Raw genomic sequence first — 14859 nt, forward strand, 5'->3', positions numbered from 1 at the left:
ATGTACGGCCGTATTAAACGCCCGTCTAGTACGTCTGTGTAAAACGTAGGTATAGGACAGTTGTATGTCCGCGCGGTACGCTGCCGGCATGGGACACCGTGAGGATCTGCTCGAAGGCGCCAAGCGCTGCCTGCTGGAGAAGGGCTACGCCCGGACGACCGCGCGCGACATCGTCGCGGCCTCCGGCACCAACCTGGCCTCCATCGGCTACCACTACGGCTCCAAGGAGGCACTGCTCAACCAGGCCTTCCTGGCGGTGACCGAGGAGTGGGGCGACGCGGTCGGCCCGGCCAACAGGCAGGCGCCCGACATGGCAGCGGATCCCTTCGAGCGATTCGAGAAGACCTGGGAGCAGGTCATCGCCGCGGCCGATGCCAGCCGCCAGGTCTGGAAGCTCCAACTGGAGGTCGTATCACGGCTCGACGACGACGAGAAGCTGCGCGAGGCCATCAAGGAGCCGCAGTCGGAGGGCCGGTTGGGGATGGCAGAGGCCTTCCTCGGTATGGACCCGAAGGCCGATCCGGAGAAGGCCAGGGTGGCGGGCATCTTCTACCAGGCGCTGGTGGCAGGCGTGATGATCCAGTGGATGGCGGACCCGGAGACGGCGCCGTCGGCGAAGGACCTGACGGACGGGCTGCGGGCGATCCTGGAGAAGAAGGGCTGAGGTGCCCGTGCGGGTCCGCGGATTCGTGAGCCATCGCGGACCCTGACCCGGGGGTGCCGGCGCCGGCACCCCGGGAGTCCCTGAGCTGCTGCCAGGTTCCCGGCGTCTGCTGAGAAACGCGTAACAGGGTTGATCATTTTCCGGTGCCCGCAGCGGTCCGTCACACGGTGAGGACGACCTTCACGCGGTGATGACGACCTTCGCGTGTGCGTGCTCCACTTCGAGGTACCGGATCGCCTCGGGTACCTCGCTCAACGGGTAGGTCCGGTCAATGACCGGGGTGACCTTTCCGTGCTCGACGAGTTCCCTCATGCGTCTGGATCGACGCGGCCGAAGACCGCGCCGTCGTCAGAGGTCGTTTCTCCGCTGTTTCGTCCCGCGGATGTTGTTTGGTCTCACGGGGCGGGGCGCGCCAGGTTGGGGTGGCTTCGCAGGCGAGGCGGCGAGGCAGGACGACGAACCCCCCGCCGTCCCGGCCGGCACCGTCGGCGCGGACGGTGCCAGCCGCCCACAGGGACTGTGAGTCGACGATCGCGGCCGTCGGCGTGTGGCTGCAGGCGTAAACTGCTGGGCAAATCACCCTTTTAACTATTTTAACCTTGCAATTCTGGCAGGGGCGTAGCCAGAACCGTCGGACCCGGCGTCCGATCTGCCCGGAAGGTCCGCAGAGAGTGGCCGTCGGCAGCCTTGGGAGGGAGCGGGCGGATCACATAGGCGCCAGGAGGAAGTTTCTCGATGACCCGGCCCGATGACCCGCGCACCGCGGCGGCCCGGATGTTCGCCGAGGCCGGCGCGTTCGGCGAGCTTCTGGCCGGGATCGACTGGGCGGCGACGCCGCTCGGGCCCCCCGAGTCCTGGCCGGGGCCCCTGGTGGACACCCTGCGCCTCATGCTCACCTCTGAGCACGGGATGGCTCTGTACTGGGGCGCCGAATTCGCCACGCTGTACAACCTGGGCTCCACACCCATTGTCGGCGCCAAACACCCCTGGGCGCTCGGCAGGCCCTACAAGGATGTGTTCCCCGAGGTCTGGGTCCACCCCGTGAGCTCCCACTTCCACTATGTGACCGACACCCGCAAGCCCCTGCTGATCCCCGATGAGCCGCTCATCATGGAGCGCCACGGCTTTCCGGAACAGTGCTACTTCGACTCCGCCTTCCAGCCCGTGCTGCTGGACGACGGCACCGCCGGCGGCGTGCTGCAGATCATCACCGAGACCACCGGCCGGGTACTGGGCGAGCGCCGGCTGCGCCTGCTGAGCGAGACCGGCGCCCGCACCGCCGGGCTGCCCACCCCGGGCGAGGTCGCCCGCGTCGTCGCGGAGGTGCTGGGCTCCTATCCCGAGGAGATCCCGTTCCTGGGCCTGTACCTGGCCTCGGAGCCGGGGATGCTGCGGCCGGCGGCCTCCGCCGGGCTCCGGCCGGCGCCCGAGGCCGTCTCGCTGAGTGCGGCCGACGGGTCGGAGGTCGCGGCCCGGCTGGCGCAGGTGGTCGCCGAAGGTGCCCCTGCCACGCTGCCGGCCGCCGCGCTCACCGGCGGCAACACGGCCGGGCAGCACGCCGCGGCCCCCCGGCTCCCGGTCGAGCAGGCGCTGGCCCTGCCGCTGCACTGCGCGGGCCAGGTGGAGGGCGTCCTGGTGGTGGGCGTCAACCCCTGCTTCCCGCCGGCCGGGGCCTACCGGGACTTTTTGGAGGTGCTCGCCGCCGCCGTGGCCGGGGCGCTGACGGCCGCGCTCGCCCACGACGAGCAGCGCCGGCGGGCGGAGGCGCTGGCCGAGCTGGACCGGGCCAAGACCACCTTCTTCGCCAACGTCAGCCACGAGTTCCGCACCCCGCTCACCCTGCTCATGGGCCCGCTCCAGCAGGCCCTGGCCGACGAGGACCGGCCCGAGCGGCGCGAGCAGCTGGAGCTGGCCGAGCGCGGCGCCCTGCGCCTGCTGAAGCAGGTCAACACCCTCCTGGACGTCGCCAGGGCCGAGGCCGGGCAGATGCGCCCGGCCCTCGAGCCGGTCGACCTCGCCGGTGCCACGGCCGAGCTGGCCGGGGTGTTCCGCTCCGCGTTCGAGGCGGCCGGGCTGACGCTGGAGGTGGACTGCCCGCCGCTGCCCCAGCCGGTGTCCCTGGACCGGGAGATGTGGGAGAAGATCATCCTCAACCTGCTCAGCAACGCCCTGAAGTTCACCTTCACCGGCGGCGCCCGGGTGCAGGTGGCCGCGGCCGGCGGCCGGGCCCGGCTGACCGTGACCGACACCGGCACCGGCATCCCCGCGGACGAACTGCCGCGCCTGTTCGAGCGCTTCCACCGGGTCCGCGGCGCCCGCTCCCGCTCCCACGAGGGCAGCGGCCTCGGCCTGGTGCTGGTGAAGGACCTGGTGGAAGCGCACGGCGGCACTGTCGGCGTGGACAGCCGGCTCGGCCAGGGCACCACCGTCACCGTGGACCTCCCCATCGCCGCCGCCCACCGGCCCCGCCCGGACCCGCCCGCAGCCGGCGCCGGATCCCCCGGGGAAACCCCCAGGGACGGCGGAGGCGGCCGGCCCGGCAGCGCCGCGGCCTATGTGGACGAGGCGCTCGGCTGGCTGGCGGCCGACCCCGTCCCCGCCGCGGCCACTCCCGCGGCACGCACCCCGCAGGCCCCCGCGACCCACGATGCCCCCCACGGCCCCGGCCCGCACGAAACCGAACGCCCCCACCGGGCCCGCCTCCTGGTCGTCGACGACAACGCCGACATGCGCGCCTACCTCACCCAGCTCCTGCAGCCCGACTACGACGTGCTGCTCGCCGCCGACGGCCGGGCCGCCCTGGAGATGGCCCTGGCGCAGCCGGTGGAGATGGTGCTCAGCGACGTGATGATGCCCCGCATGGACGGCTTCGAGCTGGTCCGGGCGCTGCGCGCCGACCCGCGCACCGCCCGCCTGCCCATCGTCTTGCTCACCGCCCGCGCCGGCGAGGAGGAATCCGCGCAGGGCCGGCACGCCGGCGCCGACGACTACCTGGCCAAACCCTTCTCCGCGCGCCAGCTGCTGGCGCGCGTCCGCACCGGGTTGGAACTGTCCCGGCTGCGCGAACAGGTCCTGACCGAGACCCGCAACCAGCTGGCCGTGCTGGCCTCCCTGGCCGACGCGGGCCTGCGGCTGTCCGCCACCCTCGACCCGGACCGGATACTGCAGACTGCCGGCCAGATCCTGCTGCCCGACCTCGCCGACCAGATCAGCATCCACCTCACCGCCGCGGCACCCGCCCCGGCGCAGTCGCCCCCGGCATACATCGCCGGCACCCCCCTTCTTGCCCGCGAGGCCCTGGCCACCGCCGCCACCCACGCGATCAACGGCACCGCCCCAGCCCCAGCCCCAGCCCCAGCCGGACCGCACCCGGCGCCCGCCGCCGTGCTGGCCCTGCCGCTGCACGCCCACGACCAGACGCTGGGGGCCCTGGTACTGGTCCGGCACACCGACTACTCCGCGGTCGAACACAAGTATCTGGAGAACCTCGCCCACCGCCTGGCTCTGGCCTACGACAACGCCACCCGGTACCACAACGAGCGCCGCCTCGCCCTGACCCTGCAGCGCGCCCTGCTGCCCCACCGCCTGCCCCAGGTGCCCGGGGTGCGCCTGGCCACCCACTACCGGGCCAGCAACCGCGGCGCCGAGGTCGGCGGCGACTGGTACGACGTGCTCGCCCTGCCCGACGGTGCCGTGGGGCTGGCCATCGGCGACGTCATGGGCCACGACGTGGAAGCCGCCATCGTGATGGGCCAACTCCGCTCCGCCCTGCACAGCCTCGCGATGGAGGGCGCGGGCCCGGCCCGGGTGCTGGCCAGGCTGGACGCCTACCTGCAGTCGCTCGCCACCGAACGCTTCGCCACCTGCCTGTACGCGGTCTACGACCCCCACCGCCACCGCCTGCGCTACGCCGCCAGCGGGCACCTGCCGCCCCTGCTGGTAGCCGCCGACACCGCCTACCTGGAGCTGCCCCCGGCGCTGCCGCTGGGACTGGGCAGCACCCCGGTCGACCGCGAGGTGGCGTTCCCGCCCGGCACCAGCCTGCTGCTGTACACCGACGGCCTGGTGGAAAACCGGGCGCTGTCCCTGGACGACTGCCTGGCGGCCCTGCGCCAGACCTGCGGCGCGCTGCCCGCCGCCGCCCGCACCGACCCCCAGCAGATCACCGAACGGGCCCTGGAGCTGCTGAACACCCCCGACCGGGTCGACGACGACACCGCCCTGCTCGCCGCCACCGCCGAACCATCGTGTCGAACCGGCGACCCGCAGGCTGACGGAAGTGCCGTACAACCGACCGCTACTGCTCGTAGTCATTGCTGAGGAAGCTGCGGATTTGCCAATCCACTGCCAACGAACTGTCTTGATTGCTGATGAAGTCGCGGATCCTGGAACAGATCTAGAGCCGTGCCGCCTTCAGAGCCATGTGCAGCAGCAGCCGGTCCTCGCCGTCGTCCAGGTCCAGGCCCGTGAGCTGCTCGACGCGCGAGAGGCGGTAGTAGAGCGTCTGGCGGTGGATGCCGAGCGCCGCCGCGGTGCGTCCCGCCTGGCCCGCGCAGTCGAGGAACACCTCGGCAGTGCGGGCCAGTTCGCTGTGCGAGCGGTCGAGCAGCTCGCGTACGGCGGGGTCGTGCGCCGTGTTCGCGGGGAGCGCGGTCAGCATGCGGTACGGGCCGACGGCCGACCACTCGGCGACCGGCCCGAACCGGGGCTCGGCCCGGGCCGCGCGGGCCGCGGAAGCCGCCTCCAGCCAGGCGGTGTTGAGCCCGGCGAGGCCACGCCGGGGCGTCGCGACCCCGGCGGTCGCCGCGTCCCCGCCCGCGGCGGCGCGGAGCCGGTCCGCCGCGGTGAGGGCGGGTGAGAGGGTGTCTGCGGAGCGGAGCCGTACAAGGGCGGCGAGTGCGTGGCCGTGGGGGGACCGGCCGTCGTGCGGGTGCGGGGCGCCGGACGAAGAGGCGTCGCCTCTGCCGCGAGGCGCGCGGGTCGCGGCGCGCCTCGCGGAGGTGCCGGTGCTCGCGCCGCTGCCGGGGTCCCCGGCCCCGTCCGGGGCCGTATCCGGTGGCCCGGTTTCGAGTTGCCCGGACCGGCCGTCGTCGCCGGCTCCCGCCTCCCACGGCACCGTGCACAGCGCCGCCGCACCCGGCAGCGAGCGCGACGACGGGGCATCGGCCGCGGTCCACGGCGTCACGCACACCACCGCGTGCAGGCCGTCCGCGCTCGCGCCGCCCAGCGCCGCGCGGAGCGCCGCCACCGCCATGTCGTACTGCCAGCCGCCCTCCGCCGTCAGGACCGCGCGGAACTCACGGGACAGATCCGTGCCCGCCCGCTCCTCGTCGGCGAGCAGCGTGCCGATCCTGGCCGTGACCTCCATCGCCGCGGCGAGCTGAGCCTGCGTGGGTCCCGGGGCCGCGTCGAGCAGCCATACGTATCCGAGCACGATGCCCCCGTGGCGTACCGGAAGGCAGATCCGGTCGCGGAAGACCCCCGCTTCCGGGGCCGCCGGGATCCGGACCGGGTCCGTCGCACGTGCGATGCCGAAGTCCTCGAACCAGGCACGGACCGCCGGCGTGGACTTCCGGGTCAGGATCGAACGGGTCCTGACCGGGTCCATCGCGATGTCGTCGTCGCTGTCGTGCGCGCCGAAGGCGATCAGGCCGAAGTCGCGGTTCTCCAGCGTCGCGGGGACGGCCAGCAGTGCCGAGATCTCGTCGACCAGCTCTTGGTAATCGCCCTTCACGCCGACATTCTCGCACCCCTTCAGACATATGTCTGAGATCCGGACCACGAATGCGTGACAGGTGTCGATGGCAGTGGATCGGAGCGATCCTTAGGTTTCACGGTGGTTCTTCGTGCCGTTCCGGATGCGTTGTCTGACGTTCCGCTGCGTCTCCGCCCCGGCCCTGTCCGTACTCTCGTGGAGGTCCCCGTGCTGGGTCCCGTCATCCTCGCCGCGTCGCGCAGCGACAAGATGCGCCGTATCGTCTCGGCAGCCCCGGTCACCAAGCCCGTGGTGAACCGCTTCATCGCCGGTGAGACGGTCCAGGAGACGGTCCCCGTCGTCCGGAACACGGCCGACCGGGGTCTCGAGGTCACGCTCGACGTCCTCGGCGAGGACATCACCGACCCGGCGGAAGCGCTGTGCGCCCGCGACGCCTACCTGGAGCTCATCGAGGCCCTCGAGCCGCTGGAGCTCGGGGTCCGCGCCGAGATGTCGGTGAAACTCTCCTCCTTCGGCCAGGCGCTGCCCGGAGGGCACGACCTCGCGCTGAAGAACATCACGACGGTCGTCGAGGCCGCCGCCGGGATCGGCACCACGGTCACCCTCGACATGGAGGACCACACCACCATCGACTCGACGCTCGCGATCCACTCCGAACTGCGTGAGCGCTTCCCGCAGACCGGTGCCGTCGTCCAGTCGTACCTCTTCCGCACCGAGGACGACTGCCGCGCGCTGGCCGCGGCAGGCTCACGCGTACGTCTGGTCAAGGGCGCCTACAAGGAGCCCGCGACCGTCGCCTACCAGGACAAGACCGAGGTCGACAAGGCCTACATCCGCTGCCTGAAGATCCTGATGGAGGGTGAGGGCTACCCGATGGTCGGGTCGCACGACCCCCGCATCATCTCCATCGGCCAGGAGCTCGCCCGCCGGGCGGGCCGCAAGCTCGACGAGTACGAGTTCCAGATGCTGTACGGCATCCGGGAGGCCGAGCAGCACCGGCTCGCCGCCGAGGGCCACCGGATGCGTGTCTACATCGCGTACGGCACCGACTGGTACGGATACTTCATGCGCCGCCTCGCGGAGCGCCCCGCCAACCTCGCGTTCTTCCTGCGTTCGCTGGTCAGCCGCGGCTGAACCCCCCAACTGACCTACTGATTAAGGAGATTCGGCACTCATGGACGCTGTGACCCAGGTCCCCGCGCCGGTCAACGAGCCGGTTCACTCCTACGCGCCCGGGAGCCCCGAGCGCGCCCGTCTCGAGGCAAAGCTCAAGGAGCTGTCCGAGAACCCGATGGAGCTGCCGATGACGATCGGCGGCGTCCGGCGGATGGGCGGCGGCGAGCGCGTCGACGTCGTGCAGCCGCACAACCACAAGGCCGTCATCGGTACGTTCGCCGCTGCCACGCAGCAGGACGCGCAGGACGCGGTCGACGCCGCGCTCGCCGCCGCGCCCGCGTGGCGTGCGATGTCCTTCGACGACCGCGCCGCGATCATCCTGCGCGCGGCCGAACTGCTGGCCGGTCCGTGGCGCGAGACGCTCGCCGCCTCCACCATGCTGGGCCAGTCGAAGACCGCTCAGCAGGCCGAGATCGACACCCCCTGCGAGCTCGTCGACTTCTGGCGCTTCAACGTCAAGTACGCCCGTGACCTGCTCGCCGAGCAGCCGCCGGCCAACTCGCCGGGCGTGTGGAACCGTATGGACCACCGCCCGCTCGAGGGCTTCGTCTACGCGATCACGCCCTTCAACTTCACTGCGATCGCGGGCAACCTGCCGACGGCCCCCGCCCTCATGGGCAACGTCGTCGTCTGGAAGCCGTCCCCGACCCAGACCCACGCCGCCGTGCTGCTGATGCAGATTCTGGAGGAGGCCGGTCTGCCGAAGGGCGTCATCAACCTGGTGACGGGCGACGGTATCGCCGTCTCCGAGGTGGCGCTGAACCACCCCGAGCTGGCCGGTATCCACTTCACCGGCTCGACCAAGACCTTCCAGCACCTGTGGAAGACGGTCGGCAACAACATCGAGAAGTACCGTTCCTACCCGCGCATCGTCGGCGAGACGGGCGGCAAGGACTTCGTCGTCGCCCACCCGAGCGCCGACCGCGCGGTGCTGAAGACCGCGCTGACCCGTGGCTCCTTCGAGTTCCAGGGCCAGAAGTGCTCGGCGTCCTCGCGTGCGTACATCCCCGCCTCGATCTGGAACTCCGGCTTCAAGGAGGAGTTCGCGGCCGAGGTCGACGGCATCAGGATGGGTGACGTCACGGACCTGACGAACTTCATCGGTGCCGTGATCGACGAGCGTGCCTTCGCGAAGAACAAGGCCGCGATCGACCGTGCTGCCGCCGACCCGACCTGCACGATCGTCGCCGGTGGCACGTACGACGACTCGGTGGGCTACTTCGTCCGCCCGACCGTCGTCGAGTGCACGGACCCGGGCAACGAGGTCTTCACGACCGAGTACTTCGGCCCGTTCCTGGCCGTCCACGTCTACGAGGACGACCAGTACGACGCCATGCTCGAGCAGATGGAGTCGGCGTCGGACTACGCCCTGACCGGCGCGGTCATCGCCAACGACCGTGCGGCGGCGGCGCACACGATGGAGAAGCTGCGGTACGCCGCGGGCAACTTCTACATCAACGACAAGTCGACCGGCGCCGTCGTCGGCCAGCAGCCCTTCGGCGGCGGCCGCGCGTCCGGCACGAACGACAAGGCCGGCGCCCCGCAGAACCTGATGCGCTGGACGCTGACCCGCGCGATCAAGGAGACGCTGGTCCCGCCGACGGACTACACCTACCCGCACATGGGCTGATCTCCGCCCACCCGGCCGACGCCCCCACCGGGCCGACGCCCCCTCGTGACCCCGCCCCCGCTCCGGCCCCCACGCCGGCCGGGGGCGGTCCACGTTCGTCGGGTTTAGGCTGCTGTGAGGGGGCGCCGGAAGGAGAGTGAGATGCCAGGTTCCACTACTCTCGGCCCCGGGCACGGGATCGACTGGATTGAGCACACCGACGCCGTGCGGGTGGCCTCCGTGATGCGGGAGTTGAGCGCGCTACTGTCGATGGACGGGCCGAACCGGCTCACTGATGCGCAGGTCAGCGTCTTGTGCGGGGGACTGGTGCATCACCGGCACGAATTCGGTGAGTGGGTCGAGCGGCTTGCGCAGGACCTGACCCGGAAGGTGTCGTCGTAACGCTGCGGTCCGGGAAGCCGTCACCCGGCCGGGAAAACGTCACCCGGCCGCGGAGTCCGCGCCCGTTGCCGGATCCGCTTCCGGGTCTGCCTCCGCGCCCTGGTCGGCCTCGGCCAGGCGCTTGATGGCCGAGAGACGGGTGTCCCACTCGCCGGCGACCCGGTCCATCCACCGGGCGGTGGCGCCCAGCCGCGCCGGCAGGACCGTGTACCGCGCCTCCCGGCCCTCCCGTCGGCCGGCGACGAGGCCGGCCCGGTCGAGGATCGCGAGGTGCTTCACGATCGCCTGCCGGCTGACCGGCAGCTCTGTCGCCAGGACCGTGGCGGTCGCCTCCCCGTGCGCGGCGAGGATGTCGAGTATCCGGCGCCGGGTCGGGTCCGCCAGTGCGGACAGGACCTCCGCCACGGTGTCCCGGTCAGCGTCCTCCGTCATGCCGCCAGTCGCTCCGTGTACTGCTTGATGTTGTCCATCTGGCCGGTCCAGCCGCTCGCGTGGCTCTCGTACCCCGCGGTGGCGGCCTTGTCCTCGGGGATGACGAGGTCGGCGAAGCCGGTCTCCACCACGCGCAGACGGGTGCCGTCGCCGTCCGGGGTGAGGGTGAACTCCACCAGGGTGGAGTTGCCTTCGACGGCCTGCTCGCCCGGGTGGGCACTGGCCCAGCGGTACGAGAAGTGGTGCGGCGGGTCGACCTTCACGATCGTGGTCGGGAACTGCCCGTACTCGCCGTGATCCAGCTGCATGGTGCCGCCCGGGCGCAGGTCGACCGGGGTCGGCCTGCCCTGTCCGAACCAGGAGCCGACGTGCTCGGGCTCGGTGAGCACCGCCCACACGCGCTCCACAGGTGCGGCAATGGTGATCTCGCGTTCGATCCGGTCCTCGCTCATGGGATGAGCCTCCTGTTCGACTATGACGTGCTACCCAATGGTTGCACTTCCCGGGTGATTAATGCAACCCGTCGGTTGCGCTACGGGTCGGAGGCCGGGTCCCGTCCCGTCCGCGCCGCGTACCGGAGGAGGATGCGGTGCATGAGTGAGTCGCCGCGCACCGCCCACACCTTCGAACTCAGCCCCGCCGAGCTCCTCGACATCCGCGGCCTCCTGACGGACGCGTTCGACGGCGACTTCGCCGACGCGGACTGGGACCACGCGCTGGGTGGCGTCCACGCGCTGTACTACGAGGGCGGCGAGCTCGTCGCGCACGGCAGCGTGATCCAGCGCCGGGTGATCCACGCCCGCCGCTCGCTGCGTATCGGATACGTCGAGGCGATGGGCGTGCGCGCCGACCGGCGGCGGCGCGGGCTCGGCGGCCTGGTGATGGACACCCTGGAGCGGGTGATCGACGGGGCGTACGAGTTCGGGGCGCTCTCCGCCTCCGACGACGGCGCCGCGCTGTACCGGGCGCGCGGCTGGCAGCTGTGGCGCGGCCGGATCGAGGCGCTCGGCCCCGACGGCGTGGTGCACCTCCCGGACGAGGAGGACTCCACCTATCTGCGCCCGGCCGCAGCCCGGCCGCTGCCGGAACCGTCCGCGGCGCTGCTCTTCGACTGGCGCGAGGGCGACGTGCTGTAACCCGGATCCCGGTCGTGCACCCGGCAGGACGGGACACCGAGGCCCACGAGCGGCTGCTCCGCGTCGTGGGCCTCAAGGACCTGCCGGTCAGCCGCTGACGCTGGGCGAGCCGGTCTCGATGTGCCCGGTGTACCGCCGCGACCAGGCCGGGTCCACGTCCGCCGTGATGGTGAAGTCGTACCAGCCGTTCTGGTACGCCACCGCGTTGAAGTAGTCCTCGGTGGAGCCGCCCGCCGGCACGGTGTAGGTCCAGGGGCCGTCGAACCGGTAGTTGTTCGAGGTGATGGTGAACTTCACCGCCGACGAGGCCGAGTTGGTCAGCTTGAACCAGATCGCTTGCTTGCCGGTACCGCTCTCCACGGCGTAGCGCGCCGCCGCCTCGACGGACTTGCCCGCCTTGGTGGCGTCGCCGGTGAATCGCCGCAGGAAGCGGTTCGGCCCGGCCATGCTGATGTCGTACTTCCCGGCCCCGTACCCCGTGCCGATGTTGAAGTAGTCGGACGCCGTCCCGCCCGCGTCGACGGTGTACTGCCACGGCTCGGTCGAGCGGTATGCGTTGGGGTGGATGGAGAGGTGCGCGGCACTCTTCGCCGCGGTGCCCTGGTTGGCCATGGAGAACCAGGCCAGGATCTTGCCGCCGCTCCCGAACTCCAGCCGGTCGAGATTGCCGTTCGGCTGATAGGGCAGGGCGCGGGCCGGACGCGTACCGGCCTCCTGCGTGGGCAGGGCGTTGTTCGTCGGGACCGGGTTGGGCAGTGGTCCGCAGGTGCTCTGGCCGATGACTTTCGCCGTGCCGGGCAGGGGCGGCACTCCGTACACCGGATGGGCGAAGTCGAATACGCCGGTGAGGTCGCCGGTCACCTTGCGGCGCCAGGCGCTGATGTTGGGGCAGGCGGCCGGCTTGCCGATGGCGGAGGTCCACGTCTCCAGGAAGCGCAGTACCGAAGTGTGGTCGAAGACCTCGGAGCTGACCCAGCCGCCGCGGGTCCAGGGTGACATCACCAGCATGGGCACGCGGAATCCCAGTCCGTACGGGACGCCGTTCAGGAACTCGCCCGCTGTTCCGGCGGGCGGCGCCGGAGGCGGGACGTGGTCGAAGAAGCCGTCGTTCTCGTCGTAGTTGAGGAAGAGAACGGTCGAGTCGAAGACCTCGGGGCCGGCGGCGAGCGCCCGGTACACGAGGTCGACGAAGTGCGCGCCGTCGCCGGGCGGGGCGTACGGGTGCTCGGAGAAGGCCTCGTTCGCCACCACCCAGGAGACCTGCGGCAGGGTCCCGGCCAGCGCGTCGGCCCTGATCGCGGCGGCGATGTCGTCCGGGGTCGATCCGGTGACGGCGGGCACCGAGGCCATACCGCGGTCGTACAGGGCGCTGCCGGGCTTGGCAGTCTCGAACTGCTTGAAGTACGCGAGCCCGTTGTCGCCGTAGTTGTCCTTGGCGTTCTGATAGACCTTCCAGGTCACTCCGGCGCGCTGCAGCGCCTCCGCGTACGTCTCCCAGGTGAGCCCCGACTCGTCGCCGCCGTCCGAGCTGGAGGCGTCGACCTTGCCGCTCCAGAGGTACGTGCGGTTGGGGCCGGTGGCGCTCAGCGTGGAGCAGAAGTACGCGTCGCAGATCGTGTAGTTGTCGGCCAGCCCGTAGTGGAACGGTATGTCGCCGCGGTCCAGATAGCCCAGCGTCCGTACATTGCCGACGCCCCAGACCCAGTTGTCCAGCCTGCCCTTGTTCCAGGCGGAGTGCTGAGAGGTCCAGCTGTGCGGCAGGTCGCCGTTGCACTGGGCGAGGGTCTCGCCGTCCACGCCGCCGGCGTCGGGCGTGGCGCTCAGCTTCCACGGGTACTGGCGGCCGAAGCCGTTCGGCTGGTTGAAGACGCTGTTCCCGCCGGCGAGGGTGATGCCGCTGCGGTCGGCGAAGCCGCGTACGCCCCTGAGCCTGCCGAAGTAGTGGTCGAAGCTACGGTTCTCCTGCATCAGAACGACCACGTGCTTCACATCCGTGATGGTCCCGGTCGCCTCCGTGGCGCGGATCGTCCCGGTGGCCGCCCCTGCTGTCGACGGAAGGGCGGCCGCGGCGGCCGCCCCCGCGCCCAACGTCACGAAACCCCTACGACTGATCGGTGTCATTCGCCCGCCCCGGTCACTCGAGTGCCCCTGTGGCACATCGAGCGCAAGGGTCCAGGCAAAGGCCTCAAGGGTCCACAGCCGTGCGGGAAGAGATCCGTGAACACCTGCTGAACCGCACATTCGAGCTGCGCCCCGATACGGATGAAGGGGACGCGGCGGCTATGCCCTGACGAGCATCTTTCCGAGGTTCTCGCCCCGCAGCATGCCGATGAAGGCGTCCACGATCCGCCCGAAGCCGTCGATCACCGTGACGTCCGGCGAGAGATGCCCGCTCCGCAGATGCGGGACGAGGAACTCCTCGAACTCGCTCTGCACATCGGTGTGGTTGCGCACCAGCACGCCCTCCAGGCGCAGCGACTTGCCGACCACGTCGAAAAGATTGCGCGGCGCGGCCGGCGGCTCGGCGGCGTTGTACTGGCCGACCGCCCCGACCCAGGCGATCCGTCCGTGGTCGCGCCACGACGCGATCGCACCCTCCAAATGGTCGCGGGGCGGTGCTCTTCGACCGCGGGCGGCAGGGCGCGACGCCCACCGCCGCCGGGACACGGACGGTGGCGCATGCCCGCCGCATTCTGCGGCTGCTCGAGGCGATGGGCGCCGAGGCTCGCGGCGCGGAACAGGACACGGTGGCCGGACCGCTGCGTATCGCGGCTTTCCGCAGCGCGGCACTGCATCTGCTGCCGCCCGCGCTCGAACGGCTTGTCGCACGTCATCCCGGGATCGAGCCGGAGGTGCGAGTGGTGCGGGAGCTCGGGCGCGGCACGGCGGGAGAGGTCGCCGACGGGCACGCCGATCTGGGGATCGCGACGATCGGGACGACCTCGCCCGTACCGCCGGAGCTGGTCGGGGGAGTGCTGGTGGAGGAGGGGTACTCCCTGGTCCACCCGGTCGGGCATCCGTCGCCGCGCTCGCTTCCGCTGGTCGACTGGGCCGAGAACTGCACCGCGTACACCCGCGAATGGTGGGCGGACCAGCAGTGGCTCCCGAGGGCGACCGTCCAGGCGGAGGATGACGGAGCAGTGCTTTCGATGGTGAGCAGTGGTTTCGGGATGGCGGTCATGCCGGAGCTCTCCCTGACCGGAGCCCCGGCCGGCGTTGAGATCACCGATCTCGGACCGGAGCGCCTGACGCGCTCCGTGGGCTATGTCACCACCCCTGAACTGGGCCGCACGGTCGCCGTCCGGGCTCTGATCCGGGAGCTCAGGGCCCTCTCCCGGTGAGCGCGCGGTGCGCGTCCGGTGATCGCCGTCTCAGATAGTAGGAAGTCCGAGTAATTGTGGAGACAGAAGCGCGTACCTGTCCTAGCTTTGTAGAAGCCGAACGTCTCGCTCGATCCAGCGAATGGCGGCCCTGAGCCAGTGCCCCCGCAGGCAACCCCTGTGGCACCGCTCACCGCCCCTTCCGGCGCCTCACAGATACATCACCGGCTTTGCCGTGTGGCTTTCTGATCTGAAGGAGTCGATCATCATGCCCGCTGAGACCGCCCGCCGCGTCCGCCACTCGTCCCGTACGAGCGAGTCCGACCGCAAGAACGCCGCCGCCGCCCTGCAGCGTGCCCTCGACCGCAGGGACAACGGCGGCTCCACGGGTCACTGACCCGCCG

12 protein-coding genes and 2 pseudogenes are annotated in these 14859 nt (G+C 71.0%); 8 read left to right on the forward strand and 6 right to left on the reverse strand.

Going from position 1 to position 14859, the window contains the following annotated elements:
- Positions 1 to 88 precede the first annotated feature (88 nt).
- Entirely contained in the window at positions 89 to 664 is a 576-nt protein-coding gene (locus tag OG966_RS28645) for a TetR/AcrR family transcriptional regulator (protein ID WP_326652796.1), read from the forward strand.
- Between the two features lie 180 nt (positions 665 to 844).
- On the opposite strand, the gene OG966_RS28650 is transcribed toward OG966_RS28645, so the two are convergent.
- Positions 845 to 976 carry a zinc-binding dehydrogenase gene (locus OG966_RS28650; RefSeq protein WP_326652797.1) on the reverse strand — a complete coding sequence of 44 codons (132 nt, stop codon included), beginning with the start codon at positions 974 to 976 and terminating at the stop codon, positions 845 to 847.
- Positions 977 to 1399: 423 nt separating this feature from the next.
- Here OG966_RS28650 and OG966_RS28655 point away from each other — a divergent pair, with 423 nt between their 5' ends.
- A complete protein-coding gene (locus tag OG966_RS28655; RefSeq protein WP_326652799.1) occupies positions 1400 to 4984 on the forward strand; it encodes a SpoIIE family protein phosphatase in 3585 nt (1194 codons plus the stop codon).
- A 76-nt stretch (positions 4985 to 5060) separates the two neighbouring features.
- Here the strand turns inward: OG966_RS28655 and OG966_RS28660 are convergent, their stop codons facing one another.
- Positions 5061 to 6398, reverse strand: coding sequence for a PucR family transcriptional regulator (locus OG966_RS28660; RefSeq protein ID WP_326652800.1), 1338 nt, complete (start codon positions 6396 to 6398; stop codon positions 5061 to 5063).
- Between the two features lie 189 nt (positions 6399 to 6587).
- Between OG966_RS28660 and OG966_RS28665 the strand changes: the two genes are divergently transcribed.
- The 3 genes from OG966_RS28665 (at position 6588) to OG966_RS28675 (ending at position 9567) form a co-directional block, all read left to right on the forward strand.
- Entirely contained in the window at positions 6588 to 7514 is a 927-nt protein-coding gene (locus OG966_RS28665; protein WP_326652801.1) for a proline dehydrogenase family protein, read from the forward strand.
- A gap of 40 nt (positions 7515 to 7554) precedes the next feature.
- Complete coding sequence (gene pruA, locus OG966_RS28670; protein ID WP_326652802.1) at positions 7555 to 9186, forward strand: L-glutamate gamma-semialdehyde dehydrogenase; 1632 nt, start codon at positions 7555 to 7557, stop codon at positions 9184 to 9186.
- A 141-nt stretch (positions 9187 to 9327) separates the two neighbouring features.
- On the forward strand, positions 9328 to 9567 hold the full coding sequence (locus tag OG966_RS28675; RefSeq protein WP_326652803.1) for a hypothetical protein: 240 nt from the start codon (positions 9328 to 9330) through the stop codon (positions 9565 to 9567).
- Between the two features lie 39 nt (positions 9568 to 9606).
- On the opposite strand, the gene OG966_RS28680 is transcribed toward OG966_RS28675, so the two are convergent.
- Positions 9607 to 9999 carry an ArsR/SmtB family transcription factor gene (locus OG966_RS28680; RefSeq protein WP_326652804.1) on the reverse strand — a complete coding sequence of 131 codons (393 nt, stop codon included), beginning with the start codon at positions 9997 to 9999 and terminating at the stop codon, positions 9607 to 9609.
- A complete protein-coding gene (locus tag OG966_RS28685; protein ID WP_326652805.1) occupies positions 9996 to 10451 on the reverse strand; it encodes an SRPBCC family protein in 456 nt (151 codons plus the stop codon). The genes OG966_RS28680 and OG966_RS28685 overlap by 4 nt, the downstream gene beginning before the upstream one ends.
- A 141-nt stretch (positions 10452 to 10592) precedes the next feature.
- Between OG966_RS28685 and OG966_RS28690 the strand changes: the two genes are divergently transcribed.
- On the forward strand, positions 10593 to 11135 hold the full coding sequence (locus tag OG966_RS28690; protein WP_326652806.1) for a GNAT family N-acetyltransferase: 543 nt from the start codon (positions 10593 to 10595) through the stop codon (positions 11133 to 11135).
- An 87-nt stretch (positions 11136 to 11222) separates the two neighbouring features.
- Here OG966_RS28690 and OG966_RS28695 read toward each other — a convergent pair whose 3' ends face one another.
- Both OG966_RS28695 and OG966_RS28700 read right to left on the reverse strand, forming a co-directional pair.
- Positions 11223 to 13256: a phosphocholine-specific phospholipase C gene (locus tag OG966_RS28695; RefSeq protein ID WP_326652807.1), complete on the reverse strand. Its 2034-nt coding sequence runs from the start codon at positions 13254 to 13256 to the stop codon at positions 11223 to 11225.
- A 159-nt stretch (positions 13257 to 13415) separates the two neighbouring features.
- Positions 13416 to 13742: pseudogene (locus OG966_RS28700) on the reverse strand (NADP-dependent oxidoreductase); the annotation flags it as partial.
- A 2-nt stretch (positions 13743 to 13744) separates the two neighbouring features.
- Between OG966_RS28700 and OG966_RS28705 the strand changes: the two are divergent.
- Positions 13745 to 14476: pseudogene (locus OG966_RS28705) on the forward strand (LysR family transcriptional regulator); the annotation flags it as partial.
- A gap of 247 nt (positions 14477 to 14723) precedes the next feature.
- Positions 14724 to 14852, forward strand: a complete 129-nt coding sequence (locus OG966_RS28710) for a hypothetical protein (protein ID WP_326652808.1) — start codon at positions 14724 to 14726, stop codon at positions 14850 to 14852.
- Positions 14853 to 14859: the final 7 nt, after the last annotated feature.

Origin of the sequence: Streptomyces sp. NBC_01750, from assembly GCF_035918095.1 — a bacterium.
In the GTDB taxonomy this organism is placed as follows: Bacteria; Actinomycetota; Actinomycetes; order Streptomycetales; family Streptomycetaceae; genus Streptomyces.

Excerpts from the sequence above, each read along its gene's own strand:
- OG966_RS28645 (WP_326652796.1), top strand. The coding sequence starts at position 89 with ATGGGACACCGTGAGGATCTGCTCGAAGGCGCCAAGCGCTGCCTGCTG.
- OG966_RS28650 (WP_326652797.1), bottom strand. The coding sequence starts at position 976 with ATGAGGGAACTCGTCGAGCACGGAAAGGTCACCCCGGTCATTGACCGG.
- OG966_RS28655 (WP_326652799.1), top strand. The coding sequence starts at position 1,400 with ATGACCCGGCCCGATGACCCGCGCACCGCGGCGGCCCGGATGTTCGCC.
- pruA (WP_326652802.1), top strand. The coding sequence starts at position 7,555 with ATGGACGCTGTGACCCAGGTCCCCGCGCCGGTCAACGAGCCGGTTCAC.
- OG966_RS28675 (WP_326652803.1), top strand. The coding sequence starts at position 9,328 with ATGCCAGGTTCCACTACTCTCGGCCCCGGGCACGGGATCGACTGGATT.
- OG966_RS28680 (WP_326652804.1), bottom strand. The coding sequence starts at position 9,999 with ATGACGGAGGACGCTGACCGGGACACCGTGGCGGAGGTCCTGTCCGCA.
- OG966_RS28685 (WP_326652805.1), bottom strand. The coding sequence starts at position 10,451 with ATGAGCGAGGACCGGATCGAACGCGAGATCACCATTGCCGCACCTGTG.
- OG966_RS28690 (WP_326652806.1), top strand. The coding sequence starts at position 10,593 with ATGAGTGAGTCGCCGCGCACCGCCCACACCTTCGAACTCAGCCCCGCC.
- OG966_RS28695 (WP_326652807.1), bottom strand. The coding sequence starts at position 13,256 with ATGACACCGATCAGTCGTAGGGGTTTCGTGACGTTGGGCGCGGGGGCG.
- OG966_RS28710 (WP_326652808.1), top strand. The coding sequence starts at position 14,724 with ATGCCCGCTGAGACCGCCCGCCGCGTCCGCCACTCGTCCCGTACGAGC.